General features: G+C 55.0%; 15 protein-coding genes (1 of these 15 running past the window's edge). 7 read left to right on the top strand and 8 right to left on the bottom strand.

Annotated features, from left to right (window positions below; genetic code table 11):
* The 3 genes in view from BA6348_RS10365 to BA6348_RS10355 are tightly spaced (at most 41 nt apart) and all read right to left on the bottom strand, a layout consistent with a single transcriptional unit that may run on beyond the window.
* On the bottom strand, window positions 1-128 hold the 5' end (the start) of the coding sequence (locus BA6348_RS10365; protein ID WP_005833579.1) for a fumarylacetoacetate hydrolase family protein. It extends 649 nt beyond the left edge of the window; 128 of the gene's 777 nt are visible here — the first part of the coding sequence; the start codon lies at window positions 126-128; its stop codon lies off the left edge, out of view.
* A 41-nt stretch (window positions 129-169) separates the two neighbouring features.
* Window positions 170-1369 (bottom strand): tRNA uracil 4-sulfurtransferase ThiI, encoded by a 1200-nt coding sequence (gene thiI, locus BA6348_RS10360; protein ID WP_005833580.1) that lies wholly within the window; start codon window positions 1367-1369, stop codon window positions 170-172.
* A 30-nt stretch (window positions 1370-1399) separates the two neighbouring features.
* Window positions 1400-2569, bottom strand: coding sequence for a cysteine desulfurase family protein (locus BA6348_RS10355; RefSeq protein ID WP_122952667.1), 1170 nt, complete (start codon window positions 2567-2569; stop codon window positions 1400-1402).
* Between the two features lie 282 nt (window positions 2570-2851).
* Between BA6348_RS10355 and BA6348_RS26630 the strand changes: the two genes are divergently transcribed.
* Entirely contained in the window at window positions 2852-2998 is a 147-nt protein-coding gene (locus BA6348_RS26630; protein WP_005833584.1) for a hypothetical protein, read from the top strand.
* A gap of 245 nt (window positions 2999-3243) precedes the next feature.
* The gene (locus tag BA6348_RS10350) at window positions 3244-4254 is read left to right on the top strand and encodes a LysM peptidoglycan-binding domain-containing protein (RefSeq protein WP_122952682.1); all 1011 of its coding nucleotides are present in this window, start codon (window positions 3244-3246) and stop codon (window positions 4252-4254) included.
* A 182-nt stretch (window positions 4255-4436) separates the two neighbouring features.
* Here the strand turns inward: BA6348_RS10350 and dapF are convergent, their stop codons facing one another.
* Complete coding sequence (gene dapF, locus BA6348_RS10345; protein ID WP_005833589.1) at window positions 4437-5297, bottom strand: diaminopimelate epimerase; 861 nt, start codon at window positions 5295-5297, stop codon at window positions 4437-4439.
* 142 nt (window positions 5298-5439) lie between these two features.
* Here dapF and BA6348_RS10340 point away from each other — a divergent pair, with 142 nt between their 5' ends.
* Window positions 5440-5973, top strand: a complete 534-nt coding sequence (locus BA6348_RS10340) for a DUF84 family protein (RefSeq protein WP_005833591.1) — start codon at window positions 5440-5442, stop codon at window positions 5971-5973.
* A 68-nt stretch (window positions 5974-6041) separates the two neighbouring features.
* On the opposite strand, the gene BA6348_RS10335 is transcribed toward BA6348_RS10340, so the two are convergent.
* Complete coding sequence (locus tag BA6348_RS10335; protein ID WP_005833592.1) at window positions 6042-6641, bottom strand: DUF1700 domain-containing protein; 600 nt, start codon at window positions 6639-6641, stop codon at window positions 6042-6044.
* A gap of 96 nt (window positions 6642-6737) precedes the next feature.
* On the opposite strand from BA6348_RS10335, the gene BA6348_RS10330 reads away from it, so the two are divergent.
* Window positions 6738-7328 (top strand): nucleotidase, encoded by a 591-nt coding sequence (locus BA6348_RS10330; protein ID WP_007783273.1) that lies wholly within the window; start codon window positions 6738-6740, stop codon window positions 7326-7328.
* A gap of 158 nt (window positions 7329-7486) precedes the next feature.
* Here the strand turns inward: BA6348_RS10330 and BA6348_RS10325 are convergent, their stop codons facing one another.
* Complete coding sequence (locus BA6348_RS10325; protein ID WP_005833595.1) at window positions 7487-7711, bottom strand: DUF1540 domain-containing protein; 225 nt, start codon at window positions 7709-7711, stop codon at window positions 7487-7489.
* Between the two features lie 89 nt (window positions 7712-7800).
* Here BA6348_RS10325 and BA6348_RS10320 point away from each other — a divergent pair, with 89 nt between their 5' ends.
* Window positions 7801-8580, top strand: coding sequence for an SDR family NAD(P)-dependent oxidoreductase (locus tag BA6348_RS10320; protein ID WP_007783267.1), 780 nt, complete (start codon window positions 7801-7803; stop codon window positions 8578-8580).
* On the opposite strand, the gene BA6348_RS10315 is transcribed toward BA6348_RS10320, so the two are convergent.
* Window positions 8551-9813, bottom strand: coding sequence for an MFS transporter (locus BA6348_RS10315; RefSeq protein ID WP_025843943.1), 1263 nt, complete (start codon window positions 9811-9813; stop codon window positions 8551-8553). The genes BA6348_RS10320 and BA6348_RS10315 overlap by 30 nt on opposite strands.
* Window positions 9814-9965: 152 nt before the next feature.
* Window positions 9966-10514 carry an MFS transporter gene (locus tag BA6348_RS10310; protein WP_122952668.1) on the bottom strand — a complete coding sequence of 183 codons (549 nt, stop codon included), beginning with the start codon at window positions 10512-10514 and terminating at the stop codon, window positions 9966-9968.
* Between the two features lie 205 nt (window positions 10515-10719).
* Between BA6348_RS10310 and BA6348_RS10305 the strand changes: the two genes are divergently transcribed.
* Together BA6348_RS10305 and BA6348_RS10300 are read left to right on the top strand one after the other, a co-directional pair.
* A complete protein-coding gene (locus tag BA6348_RS10305; protein ID WP_025843941.1) occupies window positions 10720-11460 on the top strand; it encodes a winged helix-turn-helix domain-containing protein in 741 nt (246 codons plus the stop codon).
* Complete coding sequence (locus tag BA6348_RS10300; RefSeq protein ID WP_122952669.1) at window positions 11432-12772, top strand: MFS transporter; 1341 nt, start codon at window positions 11432-11434, stop codon at window positions 12770-12772. The genes BA6348_RS10305 and BA6348_RS10300 overlap by 29 nt, the downstream gene beginning before the upstream one ends.
* Window positions 12773-12823: the final 51 nt, after the last annotated feature.

Here is a 12823-nt window from a genome sequence, read left to right as displayed (position 1 = left end):
AGTCCCGTCATGATCGGCTTCGCCGTTTGGACTTTATAAATATCCCCTTCGATCACGCGCACTTTGTGATCCTCTTCTACCATCCACCCATGCTTTACCTTGCCGTTACGCTCATAGCGGATAATCATGCCTCTTCTCCCCTGTCACGCGTTTTCTCTATAAAAAAGCTTTAAAACAGATCGGTTGTCGTTTCTTTTGGTTTGGTCGTAATCTCTTCGATCACGGTGCGTGCTACCGCATCCTCGACAAGCGCCTCCACGTCCAGCGCTTCTTCAAATTTGGCCGCGAGGTACGGCTTTGGTCTCGTCACAGGATTTTTCGGCGTAAACACGGTGCAGCAATCTTCATACGGCAAAATGGACAGCTCATACGTATCAATTTTGCGCGACAGATCGGTAATGTCGACTTTGTCCATCCCGATCAACGGGCGCAAAATCGGAATCGAAATCACCTTGTTGATCGTGTCCATGCTCTCCAATGTTTGCGAAGCGACCTGGCCCAGACTCTCGCCTGTCGCCAGAGCTTTTGCCTTCGTATTTTCCGCCACACGCTCAGAGACGCGCATCATAAAGCGGCGCATGATCGTAATCAAGTAATCTTCCGGACACTTTTCGCGAATGGCCGTCTGGATCTCTGTAAAAGGTACGACGTGGAGACGGACCGTTCCTCCCCATTTGGTCAGCTTTTGCGCGAGGTCCCGCACTTTTTGCAAGGCGCGCTCACTGGTGAACGGATAGCTATGGAAATGGATCGCTTCGAGCGTAACCCCGCGCTTGAGCATCATCCAGCCAGCGACAGGGCTGTCGATACCGCCTGACAAAAGCAACAGCACTTTTCCGCTCACGCCTACAGGCAAGCCGCCTGGGCCGGGAATCGTTTCACAGCTAATGTACGTGCCTTCCGCGCGAATTTCCAGATTGACGATCGTCTCCGGCTCGTGCACGTCGACCTTGATCGCAGGAAGCGCGCGCAAAATGTGCGTGCCGACGATGCGGTTGACTTCCATCGAAGGAATCGGATAGCGTTTGTCGGCGCGGCGCGTAACGACGCGAAACGTGCGTGGCTCAGGCTTCAACTGACGGATCAGCTCCAGCGCTTTTTCCTTGATCGTCTCGATATCCGGGTCCACCTGAATGGTCGGACTGAACGAGGAAATGCCGAAAACGCGCTTCAGGCGCTCCATGACGGCGTAGGCATCTTCGCCGTGCAGCTCGACGTACATCCGTCCGTAGTTGCGTCTCACTTTCACCTTGAAAAAGGAGCGCAGCACGCTTTTCACGCTTCTGACCAGCGCATCTTCAAACTGATCGCGATTTTTGCCTTTGAGGGCAAGCTCGCCATATCGAATCAAAATGACATCGTAGTTCATAGTTATCTCCTTTGGTCGTTTCGTTTTCCACTATTTTCTGCGATCTGGCGCAGCTTGCGGCTTGAGCAGCGGGCGCAAGCTACCTACACACGTTTGCAGCGCCGTCAAAAACTGGGCGATTTCCTCGCTCGTATTTTCCCGGCCCAGGCTGATGCGCAGCGAGGACAGCGCACAATCGCGATCAATCCCTGCTGCCGTAAGTACCCGGCTCGGCTCGTTCGCCTTGGAGGAGCAAGCCGACTTGGTGGAGACGAGGAAGCCTCGCTCTTCCAACGCGTGCAGCAGCACTTCCGCCTTCACGCCTGGCACAGACAGGTTCATGATATGCGGCGCTGCGCCCGCTTCCGGCGTATTGACGATGCAGCCCTCGATTCGCTGGATGCCTTCACGAAGCTGCTGGTGCAAGCCTTGCAGCCTGTTGACCTCGCCATGGCCGAGCTCTTCCAATATCCGAATCGCTTTGGCCAGGCCAGCAATCGCCGGAAGATTTTCCGTTCCCGAGCGAATCCCGCCCTCCTGACCGCCGCCCATTATCAGCGGGTGTATAATCAGTCCTTCGCGCTTGTACAAAATGCCTACTCCCCGCGGACCGTAAAACTTGTGCGCCGAGACGCTCAACAGATCAATCCCGGAATCTTGCAGCCGCAGCGGCACTTTGCCGATCCCTTGCACCGCATCGACGTGAAACAGCACCTTCGGAAACTGCTTCAGCCACTGTCCGATTTCCGCAACAGGCTGAATCGTCCCCAGCTCGTTGTTGACGTGCATGACGGAAACGAGAATCGTATCAGGCCGGAGGGCACGCTTCACGTCTTCCAGCGACACGCGCCCTTCCCGGTCCACAGGCAGGTAGGTCACGGTGAACCCGAAGCTTTCGAGCTGTTTGCATACATCATAGACAGCCGGATGCTCCACCTGGGTCGTAATAATATGCTTCCCTCTGTTCTGATATTGAAAGGCAATGCCTTTGATTGCCGTATTGTTGCTTTCCGTGCCTCCGGAGGTAAAAAAGACCTCTCCCTCTTTGCAGCCGAGGTACTGCGCGGCAACCTTTCGTGCCTGCTTGAGCACGTTTTCCGCCTCTACCCCTTTTTGATGCAACGAGGACGGATTTCCGTAATAGCTCTCCATGGCCCGTCTCACGGTCTCAATCACCTCTGGATGAGGCCGGGTTGTCGCACTGTTGTCTAAGTAAATCACCAGTCCACACCTTCCCTGAGGGCGAGCTGCCCTAAGTCTACCCTTCATCATAACACGACTGTCCCCGAAGAACATACTGTCGAGTGTACTTCTCCTGTTATTTTCCCCCATTTTGCCTTGCAAACAGCCATCTCGCGCGAATCCGAGCGAGCGTTCACACACTTTTCACAACTAAAGCGCTTACATCCAAAATTAAGCTATTTACAATACCACAGGCTTTCGTTAGAATTGTCAATAAATTTAGAAAAAAAGAAAACCACAAGGAACAAGGAGAGAGCAGCGATGACAACACAGGCTATGCAGGAAAAAATCAGTAAGATGGAAGCAGAATTGAAAAGATTGCAGGCGGAACTGGCCAAAATCAACAAGACAACTCCTCAATTCGACCGCAATGACGTCGCATACCTAAATGAGGTGTACAACGGGTGACTTTTCGCTTAATTTGTTTTCAATAGCGTGGGTGCTGGCACGACTTTGTTGCCGCAACCGCGCTATTTTTATGTCCATAAGCACTGTTGCGGCTTTGCGTTCGAGGCAAAAGGATGCAATTTTCGCGTCTGGTGGAAGTGCCGACCAATGGAGGATAGATTTACCGGATGAAAGCGGACCTGCCGGCTGCGTACAATCAAGATGAACCACTTCACACATCACGCTACGGCATCGAGGAGGCTTTCATGTTCAAAACAACACGCTGGAAACGTCTCGCCCTGCAGACTGCACTGGTTGCTGGCTTGCTCCCTGTCACATCGGCCTTTGCCCAAACGATTCAGGTTGCGCCCGGAGATACGCTCGGCAATATTGCCTACAAAAACCAGATTACCGTCGAGCAGCTCAAGCTGGCGAATCAATTGACTTCAGACATGATTCTGGTTGGACAAAAGTTGTACATACCTCCCCGCTCTACCGTCTATACGGTGAAACGCGGCGACGTCCTGTGGAAGATCGCTGCCAATCACGGCGTAAGCATTCAAACAATTGTGAATACAAACAACCTCCAAACAACCGAAATTCTCATCGGGCAAAAGCTGCTGATCCCGACGCAGGAGCCGGCAGCGGAAACGCCCCAGCCAAAGCCAAAGGCTGAGCAGGACAAGCCTTGGGTCGAGAATACTCGCTATCAGGTCGTCAAGGGAGATACGCCCTGGACGATCTCCATTGCCCACGGCATCCCTTTTACCGAGTTTTTGCAAGTAAACAAACTGTCTGAGTCGGACTATTTGCAAATCGGCCAGGTCGTCACCATTCCGGTGCACCACATCCCGAAAACAGCGACGGCTGGCGCCAAATACGGTGAGTATCTCGACTGGTTCGAAGCAGCCCAGTACTTGTTCCCGATCAACGCGACCGCAAAAGTGACCGATTTTGCCACCGGAAAAAGCTTCATGGTCAAACGAACAATCGGCGCTTCCCACTCGGATACGGAGCCGCTGACCGCTGCTGACAGCGCTGCGATCAAAAGCATTTGGGGAGGAAGCTTTTCCTGGAGCATCCGTCCCGTCATCGTCGAAGTAGATGGCAGACGCCTCGCCGCTTCGATGTCGTCCATGCCGCACAGCATCGAGTACATTGCCGACAACGATTTTGACGGGCATTTCGATATTCACTTCCCTGGCAGCTTGCGCCACAAAGACAACCTGGTCGACCCAGACCATCAGGCCGCCATCCGCATTGCGGCAGGAAAATAGCAACTGCCATCAGAAAAGCCGTTCCGGTTGAAACGACCGGAACGGCTTTTTTACGTGCCAAAGTCAAAAGGTTAGAAACAGCAGTCGCGCCCGCTTGCTTTCCCTGCGTTTGGCATCGTACAGCTTCAGATAAAGCAATAAAACTTGTCTCATCGCAAACTTTTGCCCAAGGGGACAGACGTTTATTTATACGGGATCGGCCCTACATACTTTCCTTCGAACACTTCGGTAGCGGGCCCGGTCATGTAGACGCGGTTGTCTTCTTCCCGCCAATCGATAAAAAGGTCGCCTCCGGCCAGATGCACCGTGACCTTTCTGTCGACTTTGCCCGCGAGCGTTGCCGCGACTGCCGCTGCACAAGCGCCCGTGCCGCATGCGAGCGTCACACCCGATCCACGCTCCCAGACGCGGAACAAAATTTCTTCCCGATTCAATATTTGGATAAATTCGACGTTAGTGCGCTCCGGGAACCATTCGTGAAACTCGATCTGCGGCCCGTATTTGCGCACGTCCTCGTCCCGGACTTCGTCGACGAAAATGATCGCGTGCGGGTTGCCCATGGAAACAGCAGTCATCGTAAACACGGTGCCGTCCACTTCCAGCACTTCCTCGCGCGCCTGCTCCTCCGGGATGCCTGTCATCGGAATCGCCGCCCGCTCAAAGCGCGGTTCGCCCATGTCGATCGTCACCTGCTCGACTTTTCCGTCTTCACCAAGCGAGACAACCGGCTTCATGATCCCGCCGAGCGTCTCGACGGTAAACGTCTTCTGCTGCGTCAAGCCGTGGTCGTAGACGTACTTGCTCACGCAGCGCAAGCCGTTACCACAGTTTTTCGCCTCGCTTCCGTCGTTGTTGAAGACACGCATGCGAAAATCAGCCCGCTCCGACGGCAGAATCAGAATCAGCCCATCCCCGCCGATGCCGAAGTTGCGGTCGCTGACCCGTCTTGCCAGTTCGGGAAGATCCACCCCCGCCAACGTTTCTTCAAAACAGTTGACGTACACATAGTCGTTGCCCAAGCCATGCAATTTGGTAAATTTCATCTGCCACTCCCCGTTTTCTCTGTAATTTCTGACTCGCTCTCTATATGGACTTATCTTAACACAACACCTCCATATTTGGGGAAGTGGTATACTTACCAGTAGCGATTGAGCAATCCCGACAGAAGAGGTGACAACGATCCAGATGAAGAACGCACCATTACGCTATGCGCTGGGCACTCAAAACGAAGCAAAGCGTCTGGCGGTACAAAAGGCGACGGGAGCAGACCCGATCTGCCTGTCCGTCCCTTCCGGTGTGTCTGCCCAGCCGATGAGCGAGAAAGAGACGATTGCCGGAGCCATCAACCGGGCAAAAGCGGCCTTGGCCTCCGCTTGCGAGGCGCACATCGGGCTTGGGCTGGAGGGCGGCCTGATGTACGATCAGGAATTTACCCAGCAATGGTATTTGATTTCTGTCTGCGCGGCCTGGAACGGAAGCGAGCTGTATTTGGGAAAAGGACTGGCTTTTCCGATCCCTAAGCAGGCAGCCGAACGCATTTTGGCAGAAGGAATTGAACTGAATGTCATCATCGACGAATGGGGCCAGACTACCGGGAGCAATCACCGCGGCGGGGCGTATGCCCTTTTGACTGGCGGCCGCGTCAACCGGGCGGACGTTTTCTGTGAGGCAGTCATTGCGGCGACAACTCCGTTTTTGTCCCGTCTGTACACGAACTGAGCGAGCAAATGCAAAAACCTCCCCGGGCCGTTTTGTGCCCAGAGAGGTTTTTTGCGGTCTGATGCGGCTTAGCGGGCCGTGTAGTACGGGTAAATGACGAGCGCTCCCAAAATGGAGATCGCCCCCACGATCATCGCCCAAGCTCCCAGCGTTCGCGAGTCCCGGCGATACGCCAAATAGCCAAGCACCATCCCGATTGGGGCCACGAGGTACGGCATGAGGAACAGGGACAGGATCGATAGCCCCAGTCCTGTCATGCCGATCCCGCTGGCTCCGCTTTCCCGACTGTCCTCGTCATCGTTGACCTCACGCACAGAACGGCGCGCAGGGATCGGTTCGGCGATTTCCGCTGCGGCCTCGATATCGTCGTCTCGTACAGAAGCGACCGGCGCGCGGTCCTCCCGTGTCAGAACGACTCCATCCAGGCGCTCCGAAAAATCGTTTTCCACCCTGTCGTTGTCCACTCGGTCGTCCAGCTCGCCTGAATAGCGCTCTGTCAAAGAGTGTGGGTCGTAGTGAATCCTTCGCCTGGAGCGTCCTTCGTGTTCGTCGAAGGCAGCCTGGGTCCAGGTCTCCACCGCAAACTCCCTGTCGTGCTGATCTACTGTCTCGGAAAAGCCGGTATCTTCCTTCCGCTTCGCATTCATGCGTTCACGTCGATCCAACATACCATGCTCAGCCCCTTTTTTGGTAAAGGATTTGTTAGTGAAGGAAGTAGCCTTATTGTCTGCCCGCGGTGTACAATTTAAACTGGAGGCGAGAGGATGAAACCAGAGAAAATCCTAACCATTGGCATTGATATTGACGGTACGGTGACGTCACCCAGCAGCATTGTGCCATTGATGAACGAGAGCTTTGGAAGAGATTTACGATATGAAGACTGTTACGAGTACAATTTGGCCAACGTATATCAGATTACAGACGCGGAATTTGAAGAGTGGCTCGACCAGAACGGCGAGCGACTGTACGACGAGGCACCTGTGCACGGGATTGCCGATCAGGTGTTGCGCAAGTGGTATCCTGCGCACAAGCTGATCTACATCAGCGCCAGGGAAGCGCGTCATCACGACGTGACGCTGAACTGGTTTGCCCGTTACCAAATCCCTTACCATGAAGTCGATTTGGTCGGCTCCCACGACAAGCTGGCGGCCGCACAAAGATGGGGCGTGGACCTGTTTTTGGAGGATCGGCTGGAAAATGCCTTGCAGTTGTCCGAAGCTTTGCAGATTCCCGTCTTTTTATTCGATACGCCGTACAATCAAGCCCGGCTCCCCGAGCTGGTGCACCGCGTGACCTCCTGGGAAGAAGTCGACAGGAAGGTCAAAGAGCTTGCGTTTGGACAAGCCCGCGTGTAACCTCTGCCCTGATTGCGCCCACGCAAAAAGACGTATCTCCATGGCGGGATACGTCTTTTTGAGCGCCAAGACGCACGAAGAAGCTCTGCAAGTGTCTGCGGCAAATGTCCGCGCGCAGTCACGCTTCGGGTCGGTTAGCCTCATTCGAAGGCTTTCCTTTACTTCTTCTCAGACTTTTTCGGCTTGAACGTCAGACAACAGGTCTCGGACGACTTCGTCGCATGATCCTTATGGCCTGTGTTTTGCCCGTACTCGCCAGCAAACTCTTCCTTCGTGTTTGCGTTGGCATGTGCGTCGATTTCCACCATGATTTCGTCGGCGCTGCAAAGATTGCCTTGCGCCCAGTACTCACAGTTTGCTACGCTGCATCTTACTTCTGGCATATGCTTTCACCTCCTAGACGCTATCCTTCACCATTCGTCTAGAGGTTATACTTGTGAAACATAACAGCTACAGAAAAGAGGATGGTCCCATGAGCTCTCCCCGTGTGGTCGTCATTACCGGGGCTTCCGGCGGTCTCGGGCAGGCATTGACGCGACTGCATCTGGAAAAAGGCGACCTCGTCATCGCCGCAACGCGCAAGCCCGTCAACCACGAGTCCCTGACCACTCCGGTCCCTGATTCCAACCGCTTTTTTTCCTATACTGTCAATGTCGGAAACAACGAGGACGTCCGCCGCTTTGCCGCCTGGGTGCACGTCCGCTTCGGCAGGTGCGACATCCTGTACAACAATGCGGGCATTGCCGTGTTCGAGCCACTCATCGGCATGGACATTGACGAGCTGGAGGAAACGTTGCGCACAAACATTGCCGGCGTGATGTACACCACGCGCGCCTTTTTGCCGCTGATGCTCGACTGTGGCTCGGGACACATCGTGAACGTCGCCTCGCTCGCCGGACAAGTCGCGACCGCCAAGGCATCCGTCTACGCCGCGAGCAAAGCGGCGGTGATCCGCTTCAGCGAAGGCTTGCAGCACGAGCTTGCCGGAAGCGGCGTTCGCGTCACCTGCGCCATGCCCGGGCCGATCGACACTCCTTTTTTGGAAAAGGCAGACAGGACCGGGGCGTATCGCAGCAAGGTCGCCCGTTATTTGCTCTCCGCAGACGAAACGGCCCGCCACATTTACAAAGCCGTACAAGCCAACCGCTCCGAAGTGGCAATGCCCTATCGCCTGAAAATGCTGTCGGTGCTCTATGCGCTTTTGCCGCAGCGCATCAAACAGCTAGTCGCCCCGCTCCTCAACCGCAAGTGACGGACTCTCCAGGTCCCTCAATACTCCGAAGGCCAAAAGCCCGCAGGCGATACAGACAGCGGCCCCGGCTCCGAACAGTCCCTGCACGCCAAGTGTAGGGATCAGCACCCCCGAGACTGCCGCGCCAGCCGGCATGCCTGTGCCTGTAATCGTCCGGATGCTCGTCATAACCCTGCCCAGCAAAGCATCCGGTACTTGTCTTTGCAGGTAGCTTCGGTACATGATGTTATACGGCGAATAGCTGAAGCCCGCCAAAGCCATCGCGATCATCGCCACCTCCAGCCGCGAAAAGAACGCGAGCGGCATGGTTGTAATTCCCCACAAAACGATAATGCCCGCCAACGTCACGCCCAACGGTATCCGCCAGGAAATCGTCGAGAAAAACAAAGACCCGAGCAGCGCCCCGATCGCAAGCGACGACCAGAGCATCCCCAGCGCCACCGAGCCGCCCGCCAAATTCTGGTTGGCATACAGCGGCAGCGCGACCTCAATCGGCCCGTAAGACATATTGAACAAAAAGGTGAACAGCACGAGCGCCACCATTTGCTTTTTCCCGAACAAATAGCGGTATCCCGTCTTCATGTCCGCGAAAAGCGAGCGCAAAAACAAGCCGATCTGCGCGGGTTGCGCCGCCGATTCCGGATTGGCGCTTTTCGTCATTTCTTTTGGCAAGCGGGAAAAACAGAGTGCGCAGACAAAGAAGCTGGCCGCATCAATCAACAGCACGTACGCTTCGCCAATCAGCCCGATCAATACCCCGGCCAGCGCCGGACCGAACATGTAAATGATCTGCCACTGGCTTTCCATGACGCCGTTCGCCTTGACCAGATGTCTTTTGTCGGCCAAAAGCCTCGGCAAAAGCGTCTGGGCGCCTGCCGTACTGAGCGGAGAGAGCGTACCCGCAATGACAATCAACACGTAAATCACAAAAAGCGGAACATGGTCGACCAGAAGCAAAGCTACCAGCGCGATATAAATCAGGCCGCGCGCTACATTGTCCACCATAATCAGCTTTCGGCGATCGAACCGGTCCAAGAGCACTCCCGCCACCAGTCCCGCAAACACAGCAGGCAACATGTACGCGAGCACGACGCCCCCCATCGCGGCGGGCGAGCCCGTTTTTTTCATGACAAACCAGGTAAGTCCCATCCAGCCAAACTGATCGCCCAATCCCGACAAGAACATGCCGAGCCAATACCAGCGAAACGCATGCTGCCTCCATAGCTCTTTCATCCCTGCATCTTCCTTTTTTCGTCTTTTTCCATCATTGTATAGATAATTTTATACTTTTTCAACAATTATATTTATTAAACAAAAAAGTGAACGGAAGTAACACAAAAAGACCTTTGCCATCGCAGCAAAGGTACGGGCATTTTACGAGACGACTATTCTTCCTGTCCCAGCTTCTGCAACTGCCTGCGGCTCCACAGCCAGACACCGCCTGCTGCTACGCCGAACATGCCGAGCCAGACCGAGACAGACGCGCTGCCCGCTTGCTCTGCGGCAAAGCCGAGCACGAGACAGCTTGCGGAAAAGCTCCCCATCGTCGCCATCTCCCGGATCGAAAAGACTCGCGCCAAATAGGCCGGGGCCGCCAGTTTTTGCAGCTTGGTTACGGACAAAATCGAAGAACCAAACGACGCGAAGGAACAAAACAGAATCGCTACCGCAAGACCGAGCAGCGGCTTGATATGAAATACCGCTACAATCGACAGCCCCATGGCAATCAGCGCCCATCCCTGGAACCGTGCAATTCCCCGTTCGCTCAGGCGCTCCGCCAGCCTGCCCGCTGCCAAACCCGCCAGCACGCCTCCAAGCCCGAGCGGAATGTCAAGCAGGCCGAAGACGGCAATAAAGGTAAACTCGTTCCCGATGATATGAACAATATGAGCCGCATACAGACGGCGAAAGACCGGGTGTTGAAGCAAGGTCATGATCGCGCATCCTTTCCCCGTTAAGGTAAGTCGAGACTTTCAAAAGCTTACCCAGTCAACTTTCTCACATTGTAGCACTTGCCTGAAAATATTGGCAAATTGTTCTTGTCAGCGCCCTCCGTTGTAAGCTATCATACGTTCAAATAAAACCGAACGTTTCAAAATAACAACACGTTCACTTTTCCCGAAATGGAGCTGACACGATATGAAACGGTTTCTGGTCATCGAAACATTGGATCAACTGAAGGCGATTAGCGACTCGTTGCGAATGGCCATCATCACGTTGCTCGTCAAGGAAGCGTACACGGGAAAGCAGCTCGCTACCCTGCTCTCCCTCTCTGCCTCCAAAGTCCATTACCATCTCAAGGAGTTGGAGAACCACGGCTTTATCAAAGTCGTCCGCACAGAAGAAAAAAACGGGATTGTGCAAAAATTTTTCCGCGCGGTCGCCTACGACTTCAAAGTGAGCGAGGAGCTGCTCCCGTCGCTTCGCGAAAACAGCATGCTGCTGCAGGAAGCGATGGTCAACCATCTGCGCACGAGCATTACCCGCCTGTACAACGCCCCTGACGAATCGTTCATGCAATTCGTGGACGAAAGCAAGCGCGCCCCGGCGGTTGCCTTCAATGCCGAGGTAAAAGCTCCGCGGGAGGAACTCCACGCCTGGCTGAAAAAATACCACGCCCTCATCAACGAGCTGGGGGAAATGGAAGAACGCCATCTCGCGCGGATCGCTGCCGGAGAAGTAGAAGACAGCGAAGAAAACTTCTACCTCGTATCCGTCGGCTTCATGACCAACGAACGCTATTACGTGGCCGACGATGAATCTTTGCCGGAAAATTACGAACATCTGCCTAGCGATCACAAACATGTGACCAACAAAATTGTCGTCAAAAAGAAAAAGGAGGCGACCAGCGATGGCAATGGCGACCTCGACAACAACTAGCGCCTTGTGGAAAAATCGCTCGTTTCTATCGCTCTGGAGCGGCACGATTCTGTCCGCCGTGGCCGACGGCGCGTTCTTTTTGCTGCTGTCGTGGTTTATCGTCGACCGGACCGGGTCGGAAGCGATGCTCGGAACCGCCCTCATCTGCATGTCGATTCCCCGCCTGCTGTTCATGCTCGCCGGAGGTGTCGCCGCCGACCGCTGGAATCGGAAATGGATCATGCTCGGCTCTATTCTCGCGCGCAGTCTCATTTTGCTCGGCTTCAGCCTTGCTTTGCAAAACGAGCCCGGTACGTGGCTGTACGTGTTCATCTACGGGATCGCCGCCTTGTTCGGGACGGTCGACGCTTTTTTCTGGCCGGCGCGCAGTTCGATTTTGCCCTCGCTGGTGTCGCGTGAGCAGCTCGCTTTCGCCAACAGCCTGATGGAAATTTCCCAGCAGATCAGCATGGTCGGCGGGCCTGTCGTCTCCGCTGTGCTGATTCGCACGGGCGATTACCCGCTCATGTTTCTCATTTTGGCGGTGGCCTTTTTCGTTGGGGCGATCTTTTTGTCCGCTTTGCGCCTGGCTCCAGCGCAAACCGCATCGCCTGCCCCGCAGCAGGACGCTCCGGCTTCCGGCAAAAGCTCTTACTTCCAGGACATTTGGAGCGGCATCCGCTTTACGTACAGCATCCCGATCTTGACGATGATTTTGACGACCTCGCTCGTCATCAACATGATGTTTTCCGGGCCGATCAACATGGCCATTCCGCTCCACGTCAAAGACCTGGGCTGGGACGGAAGCGCCTACAGCTCCCTTAGCACCGCGCTTGGAGTCGGCACGATTGCCGGGGGAATTTTGACCGGGCTGTGCAAAGGTTTCCGGGGAAAATTCATGCTGCTCCCGCTGTTTCTCGGCGTCATGGGCATCGGGATGAGCTCGCTCTTTTTCATGCAGCAGTTGCTGTTTGGCCTGATCGGCATGTTTCTCATCGGAATGATGCTCAGCATGACGAACATTCCGCTGATTACGTACATCCAGACCATCGTTCCTTCGACGATGCTCGGCCGGGTCATGTCGCTGCTCGCGCTGATGTCGATCGGCTTTGGCCCTGTCAGCTACGCGCTTTGCTCGTTTCTTTTGGCTACGAAGGCGGCCACATCCGGCGTCCTCTTGCTCGCAGGCGGCATCATTTTCACCTGCTCCGGGCTGAGCCTGCTCTTGTTCCGCACCTTCCGCAACATCGAGCAGCATCCGGACTGGCGGCGCTCTGCGGCTGGCGAGACGACTCTCAACAGCTCCGTGTCTTCCACATCGGCAGCTCCATAACGCATGCGGTTGCGTCCCCGATTCAGAAAACTTGGCCGCGCCAAGCCATGG

This window comes from Brevibacillus agri, assembly GCF_004117055.1.
Classification (GTDB): domain Bacteria; phylum Bacillota; class Bacilli; order Brevibacillales; family Brevibacillaceae; genus Brevibacillus; species Brevibacillus agri.
The sequence above is the reverse complement of the archived record's forward strand: the minus strand, read 5'-3'. Positions and strand labels throughout refer to the sequence as shown.

Excerpts from the sequence above, each read along its gene's own strand:
- BA6348_RS10315 (WP_025843943.1), bottom strand. The coding sequence starts at position 9,813 with ATGAAAGAGCTATGGAGGCAGCATGCGTTTCGCTGGTATTGGCTCGGC.
- thiI (WP_005833580.1), bottom strand. The coding sequence starts at position 1,369 with ATGAACTACGATGTCATTTTGATTCGATATGGCGAGCTTGCCCTCAAA.
- BA6348_RS10310 (WP_122952668.1), bottom strand. The coding sequence starts at position 10,514 with ATGACCTTGCTTCAACACCCGGTCTTTCGCCGTCTGTATGCGGCTCAT.
- dapF (WP_005833589.1), bottom strand. The coding sequence starts at position 5,297 with ATGAAATTTACCAAATTGCATGGCTTGGGCAACGACTATGTGTACGTC.
- BA6348_RS10340 (WP_005833591.1), top strand. The coding sequence starts at position 5,440 with ATGAAGAACGCACCATTACGCTATGCGCTGGGCACTCAAAACGAAGCA.
- BA6348_RS10325 (WP_005833595.1), bottom strand. The coding sequence starts at position 7,711 with ATGCCAGAAGTAAGATGCAGCGTAGCAAACTGTGAGTACTGGGCGCAA.
- BA6348_RS10305 (WP_025843941.1), top strand. The coding sequence starts at position 10,720 with ATGAAACGGTTTCTGGTCATCGAAACATTGGATCAACTGAAGGCGATT.
- BA6348_RS26630 (WP_005833584.1), top strand. The coding sequence starts at position 2,852 with ATGACAACACAGGCTATGCAGGAAAAAATCAGTAAGATGGAAGCAGAA.
- BA6348_RS10335 (WP_005833592.1), bottom strand. The coding sequence starts at position 6,641 with ATGTTGGATCGACGTGAACGCATGAATGCGAAGCGGAAGGAAGATACC.
- BA6348_RS10300 (WP_122952669.1), top strand. The coding sequence starts at position 11,432 with ATGGCAATGGCGACCTCGACAACAACTAGCGCCTTGTGGAAAAATCGC.
- BA6348_RS10320 (WP_007783267.1), top strand. The coding sequence starts at position 7,801 with ATGAGCTCTCCCCGTGTGGTCGTCATTACCGGGGCTTCCGGCGGTCTC.
- BA6348_RS10330 (WP_007783273.1), top strand. The coding sequence starts at position 6,738 with ATGAAACCAGAGAAAATCCTAACCATTGGCATTGATATTGACGGTACG.
- BA6348_RS10350 (WP_122952682.1), top strand. The coding sequence starts at position 3,244 with ATGTTCAAAACAACACGCTGGAAACGTCTCGCCCTGCAGACTGCACTG.